General features: G+C 33.7%; 9 protein-coding genes. 8 read left to right on the top strand and 1 reads right to left on the bottom strand.

What is annotated here, in order from left to right:
• Positions 1-8 precede the first annotated feature (8 nt).
• The 3 genes from BVG17_RS02695 to BVG17_RS02685 all read left to right on the top strand — a co-directional run bounded on the left by BVG17_RS02695 (position 9) and on the right by BVG17_RS02685 (position 4052).
• Positions 9-524 carry a PopZ family protein gene (locus BVG17_RS02695; RefSeq protein WP_063630673.1) on the top strand — a complete coding sequence of 172 codons (516 nt, stop codon included), beginning with the start codon at positions 9-11 and terminating at the stop codon, positions 522-524.
• 75 nt (positions 525-599) lie between these two features.
• Entirely contained in the window at positions 600-1178 is a 579-nt protein-coding gene (locus BVG17_RS02690; protein WP_007302033.1) for an RlmE family RNA methyltransferase, read from the top strand.
• Positions 1179-1349: 171 nt separating this feature from the next.
• The gene (locus BVG17_RS02685) at positions 1350-4052 is read left to right on the top strand and encodes a magnesium transporter (RefSeq protein WP_143688841.1); all 2703 of its coding nucleotides are present in this window, start codon (positions 1350-1352) and stop codon (positions 4050-4052) included.
• Positions 4053-4585: 533 nt separating this feature from the next.
• On the opposite strand, the gene BVG17_RS02680 is transcribed toward BVG17_RS02685, so the two are convergent.
• Complete coding sequence (locus BVG17_RS02680) at positions 4586-6163, bottom strand: lysine--tRNA ligase (protein ID WP_063630672.1); 1578 nt, start codon at positions 6161-6163, stop codon at positions 4586-4588.
• 65 nt (positions 6164-6228) lie between these two features.
• Here BVG17_RS02680 and BVG17_RS02675 point away from each other — a divergent pair, with 65 nt between their 5' ends.
• Genes BVG17_RS02675 through BVG17_RS02655 form a run of 5 tightly spaced genes read left to right on the top strand, consistent with a single transcriptional unit; the run spans position 6229 to position 16781 of the window.
• Complete coding sequence (locus BVG17_RS02675; RefSeq protein ID WP_017532092.1) at positions 6229-6522, top strand: type IV secretion system protein VirB3; 294 nt, start codon at positions 6229-6231, stop codon at positions 6520-6522.
• Positions 6523-6531: 9 nt separating this feature from the next.
• Positions 6532-8937, top strand: coding sequence for a VirB4 family type IV secretion/conjugal transfer ATPase (locus tag BVG17_RS02670; protein WP_063630671.1), 2406 nt, complete (start codon positions 6532-6534; stop codon positions 8935-8937).
• Positions 8930-11512, top strand: a complete 2583-nt coding sequence (locus BVG17_RS02665; protein ID WP_063630670.1) for a TrbL/VirB6 family protein — start codon at positions 8930-8932, stop codon at positions 11510-11512. Before BVG17_RS02670 ends, BVG17_RS02665 begins: the two co-directional genes overlap by 8 nt.
• A gap of 17 nt (positions 11513-11529) precedes the next feature.
• A complete protein-coding gene (locus tag BVG17_RS02660) occupies positions 11530-13902 on the top strand; it encodes a TrbL/VirB6 family protein (protein WP_052264801.1) in 2373 nt (790 codons plus the stop codon).
• The gene (locus BVG17_RS02655; RefSeq protein ID WP_063630669.1) at positions 13899-16781 is read left to right on the top strand and encodes a TrbL/VirB6 family protein; all 2883 of its coding nucleotides are present in this window, start codon (positions 13899-13901) and stop codon (positions 16779-16781) included. Before BVG17_RS02660 ends, BVG17_RS02655 begins: the two co-directional genes overlap by 4 nt.
• The last annotated feature ends 5 nt before the right edge of the window (positions 16782-16786 follow it).

Here is a 16786-nt window from a genome sequence, read left to right as displayed (position 1 = left end):
TTAATGGTATGAGCGATAATCAATCTGTAAAAGATATACTAGAAGATATAAAAAAAGCTATATCGGGTAAAAATCCAAGTGGCGATAGAGCAGAAATAATAGATGAAGATGATGACGTATTATGCCTTGAAGAGGAGTACCCAGAAGACATCGAGGAAAAAGAAAATAGTGAAGAAGAGAATAATTGCCAAAGTGAGAAAATGAATAACCAATTTAATAGTTACAACTCAGAAGAGAAAAATTTGTATGATAATATCCAAATTAATAATAGCAAAGCGAGCCATCAAGTACAAAATAACGAGCATCTAATTTTAAAAGAGAATATGGAGGAAATTAAAACATTGCTTGAAAAGATGCAAAGCGAACTACGGCATAAACAACAAAAAAGAGCGGATCTTACTGTTGAAGAATTAGTTGTATCTCTTTTAAAACCTCAGCTTTCAGAGTGGCTGAATAAGTATCTACATGCATTGGTAAAAGAAGTAGTTGAAAAAGAGCTCAAAGATATAATCAATAATAAGTAGGTTATTAGTATAAATACCAGAGTAAAAACAGCTAGAGGTAGAAAGTTATCTTCAACAAGATGGCTACATCGCCATTTGAATGATCAGTATGTGCAAAAAACCAATAAGGACGGTTATAGATCGCGCTCGGCATATAAGTTAATAGAAATAGACGATAAATTTAAACTACTCCAACAAGGGCAAAAAATTATTGATCTTGGCGCTTTTCCTGGTGGATGGTCACAAGTTGCATCTAAGAAAGGAGCGAGTGTGATTGCTGTTGACATAAAACCAATAAACGCAATTAGTGGAGTAGAGTGTATACAGTGTGATATTATCAGCGAACTTGAAATTTTAAGAGAAAAATTCAAGGATCACAAATTTGATGTAATTTTATCTGATATGGCACCAGAATCTTGCGGTTTAAAATCGTTAGATCATATCAGAATTATGCTTTTATGCGAAGCAGCGCTCAATTTTGCAAAGCATTTTTTGAATCATGATGGCAAATTTGTAGTAAAAATTTTTCAAGGAGAATCTGATAAAGATTTCTGCAATGAGCTAAAAAAAATGTTCAAAACAGTAAGATACTTCAAACCAAAATCAAGTAGATCTGAATCTACAGAAATGTATTTAGTAAGTTTAGGCTTTATTGGTGGCAACTATTCTGTATAGCAGGTACTTACAGAAATGTTGACGAATCTTATCCTATTAAACTGAAGATTAATAACGCTCGCACAAAAGCCCCTTTTTCTTGTTTAAATATTTATGATAATTAATTAAATTCTTGACTTTATTACTTAGATATATAACAATTAAAGTATATTATTAATAGGAGAATTTGATATGCAAAAGTATGAAGATTTAACAGTGAGACAAAAGGAGTTATATGTTCAGTTAAAGAATGCGATAAAAGATGAACAGGATATTACTCTTACTCTTGAAGAAATTAAAAAAGAAGGCGTATTAAAAGAAGTTCTTACTACTGCACATATAACTAAAAAGTTAGAAGATGGTATAGAGTATAATCTAACACCGCTTGGCTATGCTATGAATTTCAATAATTTTGAGGAAATAATCAAAGTTATTGTAGAAGCAAGTGAAGATAAAAAAGAAGTTCTTACTACTGCAAATATAACTAAAAAGTTAGAAGGTGGTACGGAGTATAATCTAACACCGCTTGGCTATGCTATGAATTTCAATAATTTTGAGAAAAGAATCAAAGTTATTGTAGAAGCAAGTGAAGATAAAAAAGAAGTTCTTACTACTGCAAATATAACTAAAAAGTTAGAAGGTGGTACGGAGTATAATCTAACACCGCTTGGCTATGCTATGAATTTCAATAATTTTGAGAAAAGAATCAAAGTTATTGTAGAAGCAAGTGAAGATAAAAAAGAAGTTCTTACTACTGCAAATATAACTGAAAAGTTAGAAGGTGGTACGGAGTATAATCTAACACCGCTTGGCTATGCTATGAATTTCAATAATTTTGAGGAAATAATCAAAGTTATTGTAGAAGCAAGTGAAGATAAAAAAGAAGTTCTTACTACTGCAAATATAACTAAAAAGTTAGAAGGTGGTACGGAGTATAATCTAACACCGCTTGGCTATGCTATGAATTTCAATAATTTTGAGAAAATAATCAAAGTTATTGTAGAAGCAAGTGAAGATAAAAAAGAAGTTCTTACTACTGCAAATATAACTAAAAAGTTAGAAGGTGGTACGGAGTATAATCTAACACCGCTTGGCTATGCTATGAATTTCAATAATTTTGAGAAAATAATCAAAGTTATTGTAGAAGCAAGTGAAGATAAAAAAGAAGTTCTTACTACTGCAAATATAACTAAAAAGTTAGAAGGTGGTACGGAGTATAATCTAACACCGCTTGGCTATGCTATGAATTTCAATAATTTTGAGAAAAGAATCAAAGTTATTGTAGAAGCAAGTGAAGATAAAAAAGAAGTTCTTACTACTGCAAATATAACTAAAAAGTTAGAAGGTGGTACGGAGTATAATCTAACACCGCTTGGCTATGCTATGAATTTCAATAATTTTGAGAAAAGAATCAAAGTTATTGTAGAAGCAAGTGAAGATAAAAAAGAAGTTCTTACTACTGCAAATATAACTAAAAAGTTAGAAGGTGGTACGGAGTATAATCTAACACCGCTTGGCTATGCTATGAATTTCAATAATTTTGAGAAAAGAATCAAAGTTATTGTAGAAGCAAGTGAAGATAAAAAAGAAGTTCTTACTACTGCAAATATAACTAAAAAGTTAGAAGGTGGTACGGAGTATAATCTAACACCGCTTGGCTATGCTATGAATTTCAATAATTTTGAGAAAAGAATCAAAGTTATTGTAGAAGCAAGTGAAGATAAAAAAGAAGTTCTTACTACTGCAAATATAACTAAAAAGTTAGAAGGTGGTACGGAGTATAATCTAACACCGCTTGGCTATGCTATGAATTTCAATAATTTTGAGAAAAGAATCAAAGTTATTGTAGAAGCAAGTGAAGATAAAAAAGAAGTTCTTACTACTGCAAATATAACTAAAAAGTTAGAAGGTGGTACGGAGTATAATCTAACACCGCTTGGCTATGCTATGAATTTCAATAATTTTGAGAAAAGAATCAAAGTTATTGTAGAAGCAAGTGAAGATAAAAAAGAAGTTCTTACTACTGCAAATATAACTAAAAAGTTAGAAGGTGGTACGGAGTATAATCTAACACCGCTTGGCTATGCTATGAATTTCAATAATTTTGAGAAAAGAATCAAAGTTATTGTAGAAGCAAGTGAAGATAAAAAAGAAGTTCTTACTACTGCAAATATAACTAAAAAGTTAGAAGGTGGTACGGAGTATAATCTAACACCGCTTGGCTATGCTATGAATTTCAATAATTTTGAGAAAAGAATCAAAGTTATTGTAGAAGCAAGTGAAGATAAAAAAGAAGTTCTTACTACTGCAAATATAACTAAAAAGTTAGAAGGTGGTACGGAGTATAATCTAACACCGCTTGGCTATGCTATGAATTTCAATAATCCGGGAAAAGAAGTTAAAACTATTCTAGATGTAGTTGAAGATAATAATATGTTAGAAGAAGTTTTTGCTGATGTAGAAGGAAATGATCGTAGCAGACTTCAGGAGATTTTAAAAACATTAAAAAGTCAAGAGCAAGATGAAGGGCAAAAAACTAAAATTGATAATTGGCTAGCAATACTTGGAGATAGAATATCTAGTTGTAAAAGTAATGAAAAGCCTTTAGTGCCTGAAAGTAGTGTGTCTAGAACTGAAGAAAATATAGTAAAAACTACTAATAAATCAATAATGATTGGTAGTGTTTGTGGTGTTATAGCTGCATTAACAGTTGGTGGTGGATGTTTTGCTGCTGGTATTGCATTACCAATATTGGCTTTAATTGGTATAGCTGTTGCTGCTTTCGTACTTACAGGACTTGTTACTGGTAGTATCGCATATATTGCACTAAAACCTAGTGATAAACTAGATGCATCAAATACAGGAAAATTCGATCATGTTGCTCATGCAATATAAGGTGTTACAATCACGACAAGTAGGAGAAGAGAAGTTTTCTTCCTTTTCTCCAAGTTTTCTTATTTAGCAAGGTATCTAGATACCTTGCTTAACACCAAAACAGAATTGAGGTTTAAACATCCTAGCTGTATTAACATTCATTTTGAAGACAGCAAATGGTTTCATCCCAGCGTCCTCTTTCTTGTTATTCCAGTACTGGGATCCAGAAAACTGACCAGGTTGGTCACGCGCTGGCTCTCTAAAATTACTTTAGTTATAAATATTAAGAAATTTACTGAATAAAAAAAAGACAAAAGAATCCCCGTATAGCGAGTTTTAATAATGTAAATTGATAATGTGCTAACAAGCGCGATTTGGCTGAATGTAGAAAAAATAAAAAAAGCCACTATAATTTTATGTAATTTGCCAATAAACACCTGAATTTTGTCGTTGAGCCCAAAAACAAGGATAAATACTCTTATTGGTATGATAAGAAAAGTGGGAAAGTTTGTCAAGTAGTAAAACTATAGGGCTCAAATGAAAGAAGGTAAACTCTAAAGTGTACGTTCAGTAGCACTTTCTATAAGAGAAATTGTATTATCTATCCCATAAAGCTTGATAAAAGATCCCATTCTAGGACCGGTTTTTTGTCCAAGTAATGTTTCATACAAAAACTGAAACCAATCGCGTAAGTTATTGTAATTATGTTTTTTTCCGATGGAGAAAACCTGAGATTGAATCTCTTCAGCAGTGGCTGTAATAGGCAGGGAATGTAGGTTGTTCTTTAAATCTAGTAACGCTTCTTTCTCTTTTTCGTTTGAAGCTTTATACGCTTTTGTTGGCTTGATAAAGTCGTGATAATACCTAACTGCAAAATCCGAAAGCCTATCTAGCATTTTGTTGCTTTCTGGTGTAACGTTTGGTGCATAAGTTGATATAAAACCCCAAAGAATCTCTTTATTTTCAGCATTACAAGCTGCTGCAAGGTTTAAAAGTAACGAAAAATTTATGCCTGAAGTTTCTACGTTTGGAACTTTACCTTGATGGATGTGCCATACAGGGCTATTTACATCCTTTTCTTCACTATCATTATAACGCTTAACAAACTCCAAATATTCATCAGTTGATTTTGGTATCACATCAAAATGTAAACGTTTAGCTTTTTTAGGACTCTGAAAGATGTATAGCGCTAAACTCTCTGTTGGCGCGTAAGTTAGCCACTCCTCAATTGAAATACCATTTCCTTTTGATTTTGATATCTTCTTTCCTTCTTTATCAAGAAATAACTCATAGCAAAACAAAAGCGGTGGCTTTTCTCCAAGTATTTTACATATTTGACTTGAAAGCACAGCAGATGGAGTCAAATCCTTTCCATGAGCTTCGTAATTAACTCCGAATGCAGCCCACCTCATCCCCCAATCAGGTTTCCATTGCAGTTTACATTTTCCTTTTGTCACTGGAACTTCTATTTTTTCCCCGTGTCGGTCTTCATACGTGATTGTTCCTTTATCTGTATTTGTTTCAATTATTGGAACTTGTAAAACTTGGGAAGTTTTTGGGCATATCGGCAAGAATGGGCTGTAAGTCTGCTGCCTTTCTTCCCGAAATGATGGAAGCATTACGTCCATCACTTTATCATAATTTTTCAGCAGGAGTAAAAGTTTTTCATCGTAAACGCCAGATTTATAACACTCTGTTGCACTCCTAAATTCGTATTCAAATCCAAACAAATCAAGAAATTTACACAACAACGAATTCATGTGATGACCATAACTCTCATGAGTGCCAAATGGGTCAGGTATCATGGTTAATGGCTTGTTCAGATTCTCTCTTAGCATTTCCTGATTTGGTACATTATCTGGTATTTTTCGCAAACCATCCATATCGTCGGAAACTGCAATGATTTTGGTTTTTATACTAGGAGCTATTTTTTTTAGAGCGTTTGCAATAACTGTGGTACGAAAAACTTCCCCAAAAGTACCAATATGTGGCAAACCTGACGGCCCATATCCAGTCTCAAATGTTATCTCTTTTTTATTAGGGAATTCTTGTAGTATTTTTTCTGCTTCTTGAAATGGCCAGTTTGTCATCGTTAGAGTTAAATTGGTTATCTTACCTAAAGTGCTATTCATTTCAATAGATTTTTAATTAATGATGTAGTATTAGTGTTAGAGCTATTAATTAGAAGATCAAGGGTATGTCCACAGGTAATATACAAACGGATCAATTATTTAAAGGTCTTACAAGACCCGCGATGCTTTTTGGTGTGAGTTATATGTTTGCAATATTAAATGTTCTGATTTGCATGCTAATTTTCATTAATACAAATGATCTTAGAACTTTCTTGATGTTATTTGGGGTACACGGACTTGGTTATATAGCTTCTGCAAAGGAACCGTTGTTTATTGAGTTATTTATGGTAAAGTTGGGAAAATGTTCCAAATGTTTAAATCGGTTTTATCATGGAGCCAATTCTTATGACATTACTTGATGTTATGCAATGTTGAGATTTAGAGCTATTCAATCAAAGAATAAATCTATTCTAAGTAGAGAGGTTCACGCTGCCGAATTTATACCTTATTCTTGCTATTGGAATAGTACAACCTTGATAACAAAGCAGAATTGGTTAGTTAAATTTATAAAATTAAATGGCTTTGCGTTTGAAACGGCCGATGATGAAGACTTGGTGATACAAAATAATATCAGAAATCAGATGCTAAGAAGCATTTCATCTCCAGCATTTAGTTTATATTTCCATACTATCAGGCGTAAGAAAAATATTTTTTCTGATGAATTTGCAAACCAGAGTTTACCAAATTTTTTTGCTAACCATGTAAATCTAAAATGGAGAGAAAAACACGCAACTAGGCAATCTTTTATTAATGATTTATACATTACGATTATTCGTAGGGCAGATACAAAGGGAGTAGAATTTTTATCACATCTACTGAAAAAATTTGGGCATGTAACTTCAAAACATGCTTGGGAAAGTGATATGCGTGATACCTATGAAGATTTAGAGGAAACGACAAATCGTATAGTAACAAGCCTTAGGAATTATTCGCCTAAAGTTCTTGGAGTAAAAGAAACTCCAAACGGACTGTTTTGTGAAATAATGGAGTTTCTGTCTAGAATTGTAAATTGTGGCTTTGTTACAAATACGCTTTTTCCACTGAAAACTGAAATATCAAGATACTTACCAGTTCATAGGTTATTTTTTGGCCATAAGATGATACAGGTTGTGACTCATAATGAAAGTAAATATGCTGGAATAGTTAGTATCAAAGAATATGGAAATAATACTTCCGCAGGAATGCTTGATTCTTTTTTACAACTTCCTTATGAATTTATTATCACGCAGTCTTTTCAATTTACAAATAGGCAAATGGCAATTGCGAAAATGCAGATACAGCAAAATCGTATGATACAATCTGCAGATAAAGCTATTTCTCAAATAGCAGAAATTTCTCATGCGCTTGATGATGCAATGAGTGGTAAAATTGCGTTTGGTGAACACCATTTAACTATCTTATGTATAGAAAAAAGCCCTAAATCATTGGACAATGCTTTATCATTGGTTGAATCGGAGCTTTCTAATTGTGGTGTTTATCCTGTTCGTGAGAGGGTTAATCTAGAACCAGCATTTTGGGCGCAAATTCCTGGTAATTTTGATTATATAGTAAGAAAAGGTACAATAAGTAGTCTTAATTTGGCCGGTTTTGCATCTCAACATAATTATCCTACTGGTAAAAAATTCAATAACCACTGGGGAGATGCTGTTACAGTTTTTGATACAACATCTGGCACTCCATTTTTCTTCAACTTTCATATAAGGGATGTTGGACATACTATGATAATTGGGCCAACAGGTGCTGGCAAAACTGTTTTAATGAATTTTTTATGTGCTCAAGCAATGAAATTTTCTCCAAGAATATTCTTTTTTGATAAAGATCGCGGTGCAGAAATTTTTTTAAGAGCACTTGGTGGTATCTATACTATAATAGAACCAAGAACTAAGACAAATTTTAATCCTCTGCAACTTGACGATACTCCTGATAATAAAACATTTTTGATGGAATGGATAAAATCTTTAATTTTAGTGTACAACGATAAATTCACTTCAGAAGATATTGCTAGAATTAATGATGCAATTGAGGGAAATTTTAAATTAAAAAAAGAAGACAGATTTTTGAGAAATCTTGTACCATTTTTAGGACTTGCGGGCCCTGATACTCTAGCTGGAGCAATATCTATGTGGCATGATGATGGCTCTCATGCTGCAATATTTGACAATAAAGAAGATTTGCTAGATTTTTCAAAAGCAAGAGTGTTTGGCTTTGAAATGGCTAGCTTGCTAAAAGATCCTATTGCTCTTGGGCCGGTCTTGATTTATTTGTTTCATAGGATTAGTATATCGCTTGATGGTACTCCATCTATTATTGTTCTTGATGAAGCATGGGCGTTAATAGATAATCCAGTTTTTGCACCTAAGATAAAAGACTGGTTGAAAGTGCTGAGAAAGTTAAATGCTTTTGTGATTTTTGCTACTCAGAGTGTTGAAGATGCAAGTAAAAGTGCTATTAGTGATACACTTGTACAGCAGACAGCAACACAAATTTTTTTGCCAAATCTGAAAGCTACTAGTGTCTATCGAGATGTTTTTATGTTAACTGAACGTGAGTACATACTGATCAAACACACAGATCCAAGTACTAGATTCTTTTTAGTAAAGCAGGGAGTTAATGCTGTAGTAGCTAGAATAGATCTGAAAGATTTGGATGATGTGGTCAACGTGTTATCTGGACGTGCAGAAAGTGTCCTATTGTTACATGATATACTGAAAGAAGTCGGAGATGATCCAAAGATGTGGTTGCCTGTGTTTTATCAAAAGGTGAAAAATGTTTAAAACTAAACTGTCATTACTGTTAGTTGCGATATTTTTGTTAAATATAGATTTTTTGCTCTCATATCCAGTGTTTGCAGATACAGTAAGTGGTACTGACAAAACGGAATTTGTTAGCAGATTTAATTCTACTGGTAGCTTTAGCCGCGCCTCTAATCCTGACTGTAAGGCGTTTGAAACATCTGCAGCAGTTGCTGGGATAGCAATTGCTATTGGTGCAATATTTACTGGTATTGTTTTGATTGTCTCTTCTGCTGGTTTATTTACTGCTCTTGTTATCGTTGGAATGATAGCTGCAATTGTTGGAGTCTGGAAGGCAGTTGGGGGACTTATTGTTTGTCAGCATAGTTTTGTTAGGCATCCAGTTGCATACGATAATGATGGGAGATATAAAAATTTTAAACTAAAAGATACAGGTTATAGTGGTGATACAGATAAAAATTATCGAACAGAAGATGAATATTTTTCTGCATTACAGAAAAGATCAGGAAAAGATGGAAAACAAACAGAGAAAGATATTTTAAACTTTACTGATTGGGATGTTGTGAATGTTGATAGGGAACACTACTACTGGCCAAAAAATGGGGTGCAATATAGTGAATACATAGAAGTATGTCATCGCAATCCTTTAACATTTGGCAATCTTTTCAAGACGAATGACTTTAATTTCAGAGGGGAAGATGGATACATAGACTTTGATATCAGAGAGAAAGATACTGGATATGAAAGTGGGTCATGGTCTCCGAAGGTTGATGGCGATCTAGAATGTAAAGTGCTTAAATCTGGACAGAGCGAAACTATACATGGATCAACGTTCAAAGCAGTGAAAAAAATGGGCAGATTATGTGTGGAATTGGCTGAAGTTAGGGCAGCTGGAACTGCTTGGCCGCAAGGAATTGATATAGGATGCACAGAATTGCCACCTGACCCACTTGCTCCTATGTGTGAAAAATCTGTGATGATATTCAAAAATAAAGATGGTACAGGTGAATATAAGGAAGATCTTAATAATTCTAAAAATAAGGACAAAGATTATAAAACTATTATAAGGGAAAAGAAAGGAGAGGGAAAAATTTTTGTAGGTTATGACAATAAAAGCTGTTTTAGCTCGTATGTCTCTGAAGCTTGCTACAATCAAGCGGGAAGTAAGTCATTATCTCCTATTCCTATAACTTCTATGATAGTGCAATGTATTAAGGAGTCGTTAGATAATTTAGTGGCAGGTATTGATTCAAGTGGTAACTTACTTACAGACAAAAATGGACATGCCAAGGGTAGTTTTTTGTCTGTAGCACAAGGAAGGTTGAAAAATACTGTAACTGCTGTTCTAGTTTTAGCTTTAATACTGTTCTCTATAAAAGTTATGTCTGGTGGAGTGCGTAGTCCGCAAGAAATGTACATGTTGATCATTAAATTCGCTTTAGTGATTTACTTTACGACAGGTAGCACTATGTCTCATTATTACGGGGAATTAACAAAGCTTTCAAATGGTTTGTCAGAGATAGTGCTTAAAGCGTCATCTGAAAGTAAAAATATATGTAATTATGAGTCAGGTACAGATTATGAATACGATCGCGCAGGAAAGAGGGTATCCTACAGTTATCTTGCACCTTGGGATAGGCTTGATTGCAGAATTTTATTTTATTTAGGTGCCCCTTTAGATGGAATTGGTGGCAAAATTGGTACTGGAGGTGTTGCAACGTTAGCGGTTTTGCTTGGCGCTGCTCCTGTCTTATTAGTTGCAGGTTCGGTGATTGGTATTATTTTCGCTGGTGGACAGATCTTAGTAGCTCTTGTCTGTATATTTATGGCCATTTTGATGATGATGGTTATTTTGTGGATGTGCTATGTATTTATCTTATCTTTAGTTGCGCTTAGTGTAATTATCATCTTATCGCCTTTATTCATTCCTATGGTTTTGTTTCAACATACTAAGGGATATTTTGATGGTTGGCTAAAAGAGTTAATTACCTACAGTTTATACCCAGTTATCCTTTTTGCGTTTTTATCCTTTATGTTCATAGCATGTGATAAAATCTATTTTAAAAATTTAAATTTTAAACTGGACGAGTCATATAAAAATGAACAACCAGACAAGTCATATGAAAAGAAACAAGCAGAAATCTCATATAGTAAGAAAAAACAGTGGTTTAAGTTGAAAGATAGGGAATGTGATAAAAATGAAACTACTCTCGCATGTATGATGCAAAATTATAGCTTTAAAAAGAGCAGCATACTTGGTCTATTCGACTTTACATACATGGAGTTTGGCAGCTCTCTAATCGGAGAATTATTAAAATTGTGTTTAGTATTATTCCTCTTTTACCACTTTTTAAACGTTCTTCCCGGCATGGCTGCTGAGCTTGCTGGTAATCACAGAGCAGCACTTGGTTCAGGTAGCACTCCTGCACAAATGGTGAATAAAGCTTTATCTGCTGCCAAAGCTGCTGCTGGAGGTGCTGGTCAAGTTGCTGCTGCGGCTGTAAATAAGGCAAGAGGGGCTATTGGAGGAGGTGGAGATGATAATAAGGGATCGGGATCTTCCTCTAGTGAATCTATAAAATCCGGTGGAGAGTGAGCGCAGGTGAGTAACAGATGTTTGAACATTTGAGCAACCAAAATTTGGTTAAGCTATGCATAAGTTTTGTGATACTCTTTTTATTATCTGGGTGCGGGTGTATTAAGCCAGAAGATTCATCAGGCTTGCGTGAGAAATTGGATATAGTGTCAACAGAGCAGAAATGGGTTGATTCTGGAGTCTATATTTCGGATAAAATAAAAGTAACAGAGATTAATATAGTACCTAATAAGGTTAATTTTTGTTCGCAATATAAAGATTTTGCAATTGAACCTGGAGTAAGAAACGTTACATTACCGTTTGCGCTTAAAGCTGGCGATGCGATAAGCTTTAGTGTTGTTGGAAGTAAAATGTGTAAAAACAATAATGGCATGGTCACCTGCAAAAAAATTGACGAAAATTGCAGTGAAGGGGAAAAGGAGTATTTTTCACATGTTTTAAATCAAGAGAAGTGTCAAGGTGAAATATGTCCTAATAAATATGAAATAGGCAATGCACAATGGTTAAATGGAAAAGAGTACTGGTCTTCAGAATTAGATCAAAGTGAAAGAGAGGAAATTAGAAATGTCATCGACTCTATAAAACAGCAAGGGGAAAATGTAGACTGTAGCAAGCTTTCAGAGAGCAGTGCAAGTAAGATAGATACGCGCATTTTAAATTTACTCTGTGGACGTATATGTAAGTTTTCTTTCGGCAGCGGAGAAAAAGGTTGCGTATATATTGAATACAATAGTATAGAAGGTGAGATATTCAATACTTTAAATTCTAGAGGTGAATCTGTTATTGCTGAAATTATTGATAACGTATTAAAGGAAAAACGGGTAAAAACTGACATTACACTATTACGTGTTCACATGGATAATGAGGAATTTGAACACATTCCAGGAGGCGGTATATGTATTAACTGTGATCATAAGATAGATCGTAACCATCCAAAACCAGAGTTAACTTTTAGTTTAGGTGATGGTAAGGGCAAGGGTGGTTTCAATATAAGAGTAACGAAGAACCATAGTCTAAAAAACAACTTATATATACATGTTTCTGATAAGTTTCCTGAGCACAATCCTGGTGAAATTCTGGGGGATATACCTGTGGATATCAGTGAAGTTCATAATACTGAGTATATGGAAAGATTAAAAGAAAAGCTAAAAGACAAGAGTGGCACTATATATTACGGAATAAGAGATCATGGCTGTGATTATAAGAAAAATGAGGGTCAGTTTAGTATTAACCTTACAACTAAAGAGCCACCTGTAAGAACTTTTAGTGCGATATATAATTTTTTTGATGAAAAAGTAAAAACTGCATTTTTCGGTTCTAGCTACAAAGACACTAACGCGATTCACTCTGATACTAGCCCTGTGAAGTCTCTTTATCAAAGTTTTGTAGCATCAAATAGAACAAATACCATCAGATCTACAATAGTGTCGTTATTAGTATTATATATAGTTTTATACACCCTTTATTACTTTTTTGGATTGTCTCATGCTTCTATATATGAATTTTTAATTATATGTGTAAAGATAGGAGTTATTACCCAATTGCTGAACGATAACAGTTGGAGTTTTTTTTATAACAATGCATTTTCTATTTTTGTTAATGCTCCAAAACAGTTAATAGAAATAGCAAATTTCAGAGGTACAACATCAAATGTTTTTGAATTTCTTGATTTACCGCTCAATAGGTTTTTATCAGCACACTCAGTGTTACTAATAGTATCTCTTATATTCTCCGGTCCTTTGGGTATTGTATCGTTTTGCTTGGTGATTTGGGGTTTGATAACAGTGAGCTTATCGATGTTTAACGCCTTATTTTCTTTTATCACATCTATAGCAATAGTTGCATTATTGCTTTCCTTGGCGCCTCTTTTTATTATTTGCCTTCTATTTGGATATACTAGACAGATGTTTCACAATTGGGTCAAAAATTTAGCAAGATTTGCAATTCATCCGGTAGTGCTTTTAATTTTTATATCACTAATAAGCCAGGTTATGGATTATATTGTGTATTCGGTCTTTAATTTTGAGGTCTGTCCTACATGTATACTTAATCTTAACTTAAAGATTTTTAATCCTTGTATTATTTATGGTTATGCTTCCAAACATGCACCTAATATCACCGCTATGATGGCTTTTGTGATTTTGGGACATGCTATGAAAGCTTTAGTTGAGGCATCTTCAACAATATCTGATTCGTTGTTTGGTGTTTATGTGGCAAGCGAACCAGGAAGGCAATATCAGCAAAGCTTAATGGGAACAGTAGGTTTAGATGAACAAAGTATCCAAAGAAGAGCAGGTCAGCAATCTGGTACACCAAGTCGAAGACCTCAAATACCACAATCAGCTCAAAGATCAGCACCTAAAATACCGACAAACACAGGAAATCAATGATGAGCAGAAAATCATTATTATTGATACTATGTCTTGTAATTACTGGCTGCACAATGGATTGTGTTGAACCTGGGCTGCAGAGCAGAAATACTAGTGTCAGTATAGATGTTCCAGTTCGTGAAGCTGGCGAAGGAGTTAAAATTCATTGGGTTGATTCTGGTCAAGTAATTAGCAAGGATGAGAAAATCAAATTTACTCTTGGTGGGTCAGTAAATTTTTGTCCTCTTAAAGAAGGGAAAAATCCAAAGAGAGTACTTGTGCCCGCTGTATTTTGTGCTAATGATTTAATACCAAATTACAGTAATAAGTTAACTGATAATGCTAGTCTTGATGAACGAGAAATATGTGGGGACATAGGCTTTGGAAATAATGAATTCTATAGCAATAGACGTTATGTAGATACTGGAATTAAAGCAAATCCTGGTGATAAGTTAAGCTTTAGCTTAATTCCCAGAGAGATAACGATTGATTATGACAATCCACAAGGAAAAGGAATCAGTTTTGATGACAATTGTTATAGAACTGAAAGAGGGGATGAGAAAGATAAAGTTACAATAAAAGACATGTTTGGTGGAGGAACATTCTTTTGTGGAGAAATTGGTAAAAGGACTAAAGTAGAATTTCCGTTGCTTAGCAAAGAAAAAATGAAAGTGTTAGTTGGTAACGGCTACACTCCATACGATAATAAAGTACATTTTAATGATAAAAGTCCATGGATAAATGGTGCGTTGTTAGATCTACGACGAACTAAAATAGGACTGAATGAATTATGTAATGGGAAAAGGTGTGATTTTAATGAGCTGAACAAATACAGTTCTTATGAACTTAATTGTTACTATCAGAATATATGTTACAACGCAAAAGGTATAGGGGAGAATTGCGTCTCTTCTATAAGGTATGAGAAGTATGATAAAGGAAATACATGTGACATGTATTCTCACCTTAAACGTATTGAGGATGAACTAAAAAAGATTGAAGAAAATAAGAGGGATTCTAAGCAGATTGACATTAATTTAATATCAAATTCTAAATTAAACTTCAAAGAGGACAGAGGAGATATTTCTTGGGCCGAAGCTCTTGTTGCAAAAATTGGCGATTTTGATGATCAGGATACTGCTAAAGGTATTCAATGTTTTCCAAATGAGAAAGGTGCGAAAGGAGATAATGTATGTTCACAGATTAATTATAAATTTGAAGATTACTCTCTGAGATTAAATCATGATTATAAAATAAAAGGTATAACACCTGGTAGTAGTGTGATGCTTGCTATAGCAAGTAATGGCAACTACCAACTTCATAGAGGTGGATATCATGTTGAAGTAACTAGATCATGTAACTTTGATGGTGGTAAAAAATTGTATGTGTACTTAGGTGATAATCCGCCAAGGGATCCATCTGCTCGAAAGACTAATGATTTCAAAAAAGTAAAGAGGTTGGATAAAATAACAGAGGATAATGTAGACTATTACATAATAGATGGAAGTCATTTGGTAAATGAAGAGTCTAAGAAAATATATTTTGGTATTAATGTAGAAAACGTAGAGAAAGATGATATTACGGACAAAGATAGCAAATATTATGAAGATAACAAATACACAGTAAATTTATTTTTAAAAAGAAAAATAAACGATTTTATTTCATCAACTGTAAACAAGATTTTTGATTTCATAACAGACGGGAGTGAAGACGGAATTAAAATTCCATATGAAGGATATAGAAAGGGGCTTCTACAAGGAATAAGAGCTTTGCTTATTCTATACGTTATATTTACTGTTGTTGGCTATATGCTTGGAACAATACAATTAAGTAAATTCGATTTTATTATAAGAATATTCAAAATAGCATTTATAGCTTTTGCTTTTAGTGATAGAAGTTGGGAATTCTTTGGTACAACTTTGTCTGGGCTTTTTGTTGAGGGTAGCATTTATTTAGTTGATAGTTTTTCTGGCTATATAGGAGAAGGAGGTAAAAAATTTGCATTCTTAGATTTAACAGCCGGAGTATTATTTACAGGAGAAACATGGCTGAAATTTTTATCTTTAATGCTATCAGGACCTTTTGGCTTTATTGCATTTTTGGCAATACTTTATGCTACTTTTGTGTTTTTAAGATGCATTATTAGTGCTACGTTTAAGTATGTAATATCTACTGTTTTAGTGGCATTTTTATTGTCATTGGCACCTTTATTTATCGTATTTATTCTATTTCAACAAACTAAAACATTATTTGATAATTGGATAAAAACGCTGGCTCATGTTTCATTGCAACCAGTCATTTTATTTTCATCCTTGTCTCTTTTAAACCAGTTAATGTATTCAGTTCTATACAACCTCACAAATTTTTCTGCATGCTATCAATGCTTAATTAGTGTAAATTTTTTATCGTATGATCTGTGTCTTATGAAATCAATATTACCTCTTGGGTATAGTCCTGGTACTAGTGTTGATGTTGCGCTCAGTACTGGAGAAAGGGCTGGTGGGCACTTTGCAGCATTACCTATAGATCTAATCCAGGCATTTATATATCTCATCATTGCTAGTGCAATGGAAGCTTTTGTTTCTATATCAGAAACTATGGCGCAGGCGTTGTTCAGCTCTGGTTATGGAGTTGCTCAAAGTGTTAGTCATATTTCTAGGAGCGCATCACAAGCTATGCTGTCAACTGTTGGCCTTGATGATAGAACCCAAAATATGATACATAACATCAAGCAGGGAATGAGTAAAGATCGTAGCAAAATTGAAGCTAAATTGCCTGATACACCAAAGCAAGCAGATGGGAAAGGGAGTGCTGGCAGAGAAATGAGCAAATCTGAAACACTAAGCCAGCCAGATAAGCAAAAGGATTCTGATAAAACAAAAGGACAAGTCAAGGAAGATTGATGAGA

Origin of the sequence: Wolbachia endosymbiont of Laodelphax striatellus (genome assembly GCF_007115015.1) — a bacterium.
Taxonomy (GTDB): Bacteria; Pseudomonadota; Alphaproteobacteria; order Rickettsiales; family Anaplasmataceae; genus Wolbachia.
This window is presented reverse-complemented; position numbering and strand designations above follow the sequence as displayed.

Bases quoted from the DNA above. Each gene is read 5' to 3' on its own strand.
- BVG17_RS02695 (WP_063630673.1), top strand. From the start codon at position 9: ATGAGCGATAATCAATCTGTAAAAGATATACTAGAAGATATAAAAAAA.
- BVG17_RS02685 (WP_143688841.1), top strand. From the start codon at position 1,350: ATGCAAAAGTATGAAGATTTAACAGTGAGACAAAAGGAGTTATATGTT.
- BVG17_RS02680 (WP_063630672.1), bottom strand. From the start codon at position 6,163: ATGAATAGCACTTTAGGTAAGATAACCAATTTAACTCTAACGATGACA.
- BVG17_RS02675 (WP_017532092.1), top strand. From the start codon at position 6,229: ATGTCCACAGGTAATATACAAACGGATCAATTATTTAAAGGTCTTACA.
- BVG17_RS02670 (WP_063630671.1), top strand. From the start codon at position 6,532: ATGTTGAGATTTAGAGCTATTCAATCAAAGAATAAATCTATTCTAAGT.
- BVG17_RS02665 (WP_063630670.1), top strand. From the start codon at position 8,930: ATGTTTAAAACTAAACTGTCATTACTGTTAGTTGCGATATTTTTGTTA.
- BVG17_RS02660 (WP_052264801.1), top strand. From the start codon at position 11,530: ATGTTTGAACATTTGAGCAACCAAAATTTGGTTAAGCTATGCATAAGT.
- BVG17_RS02655 (WP_063630669.1), top strand. From the start codon at position 13,899: ATGATGAGCAGAAAATCATTATTATTGATACTATGTCTTGTAATTACT.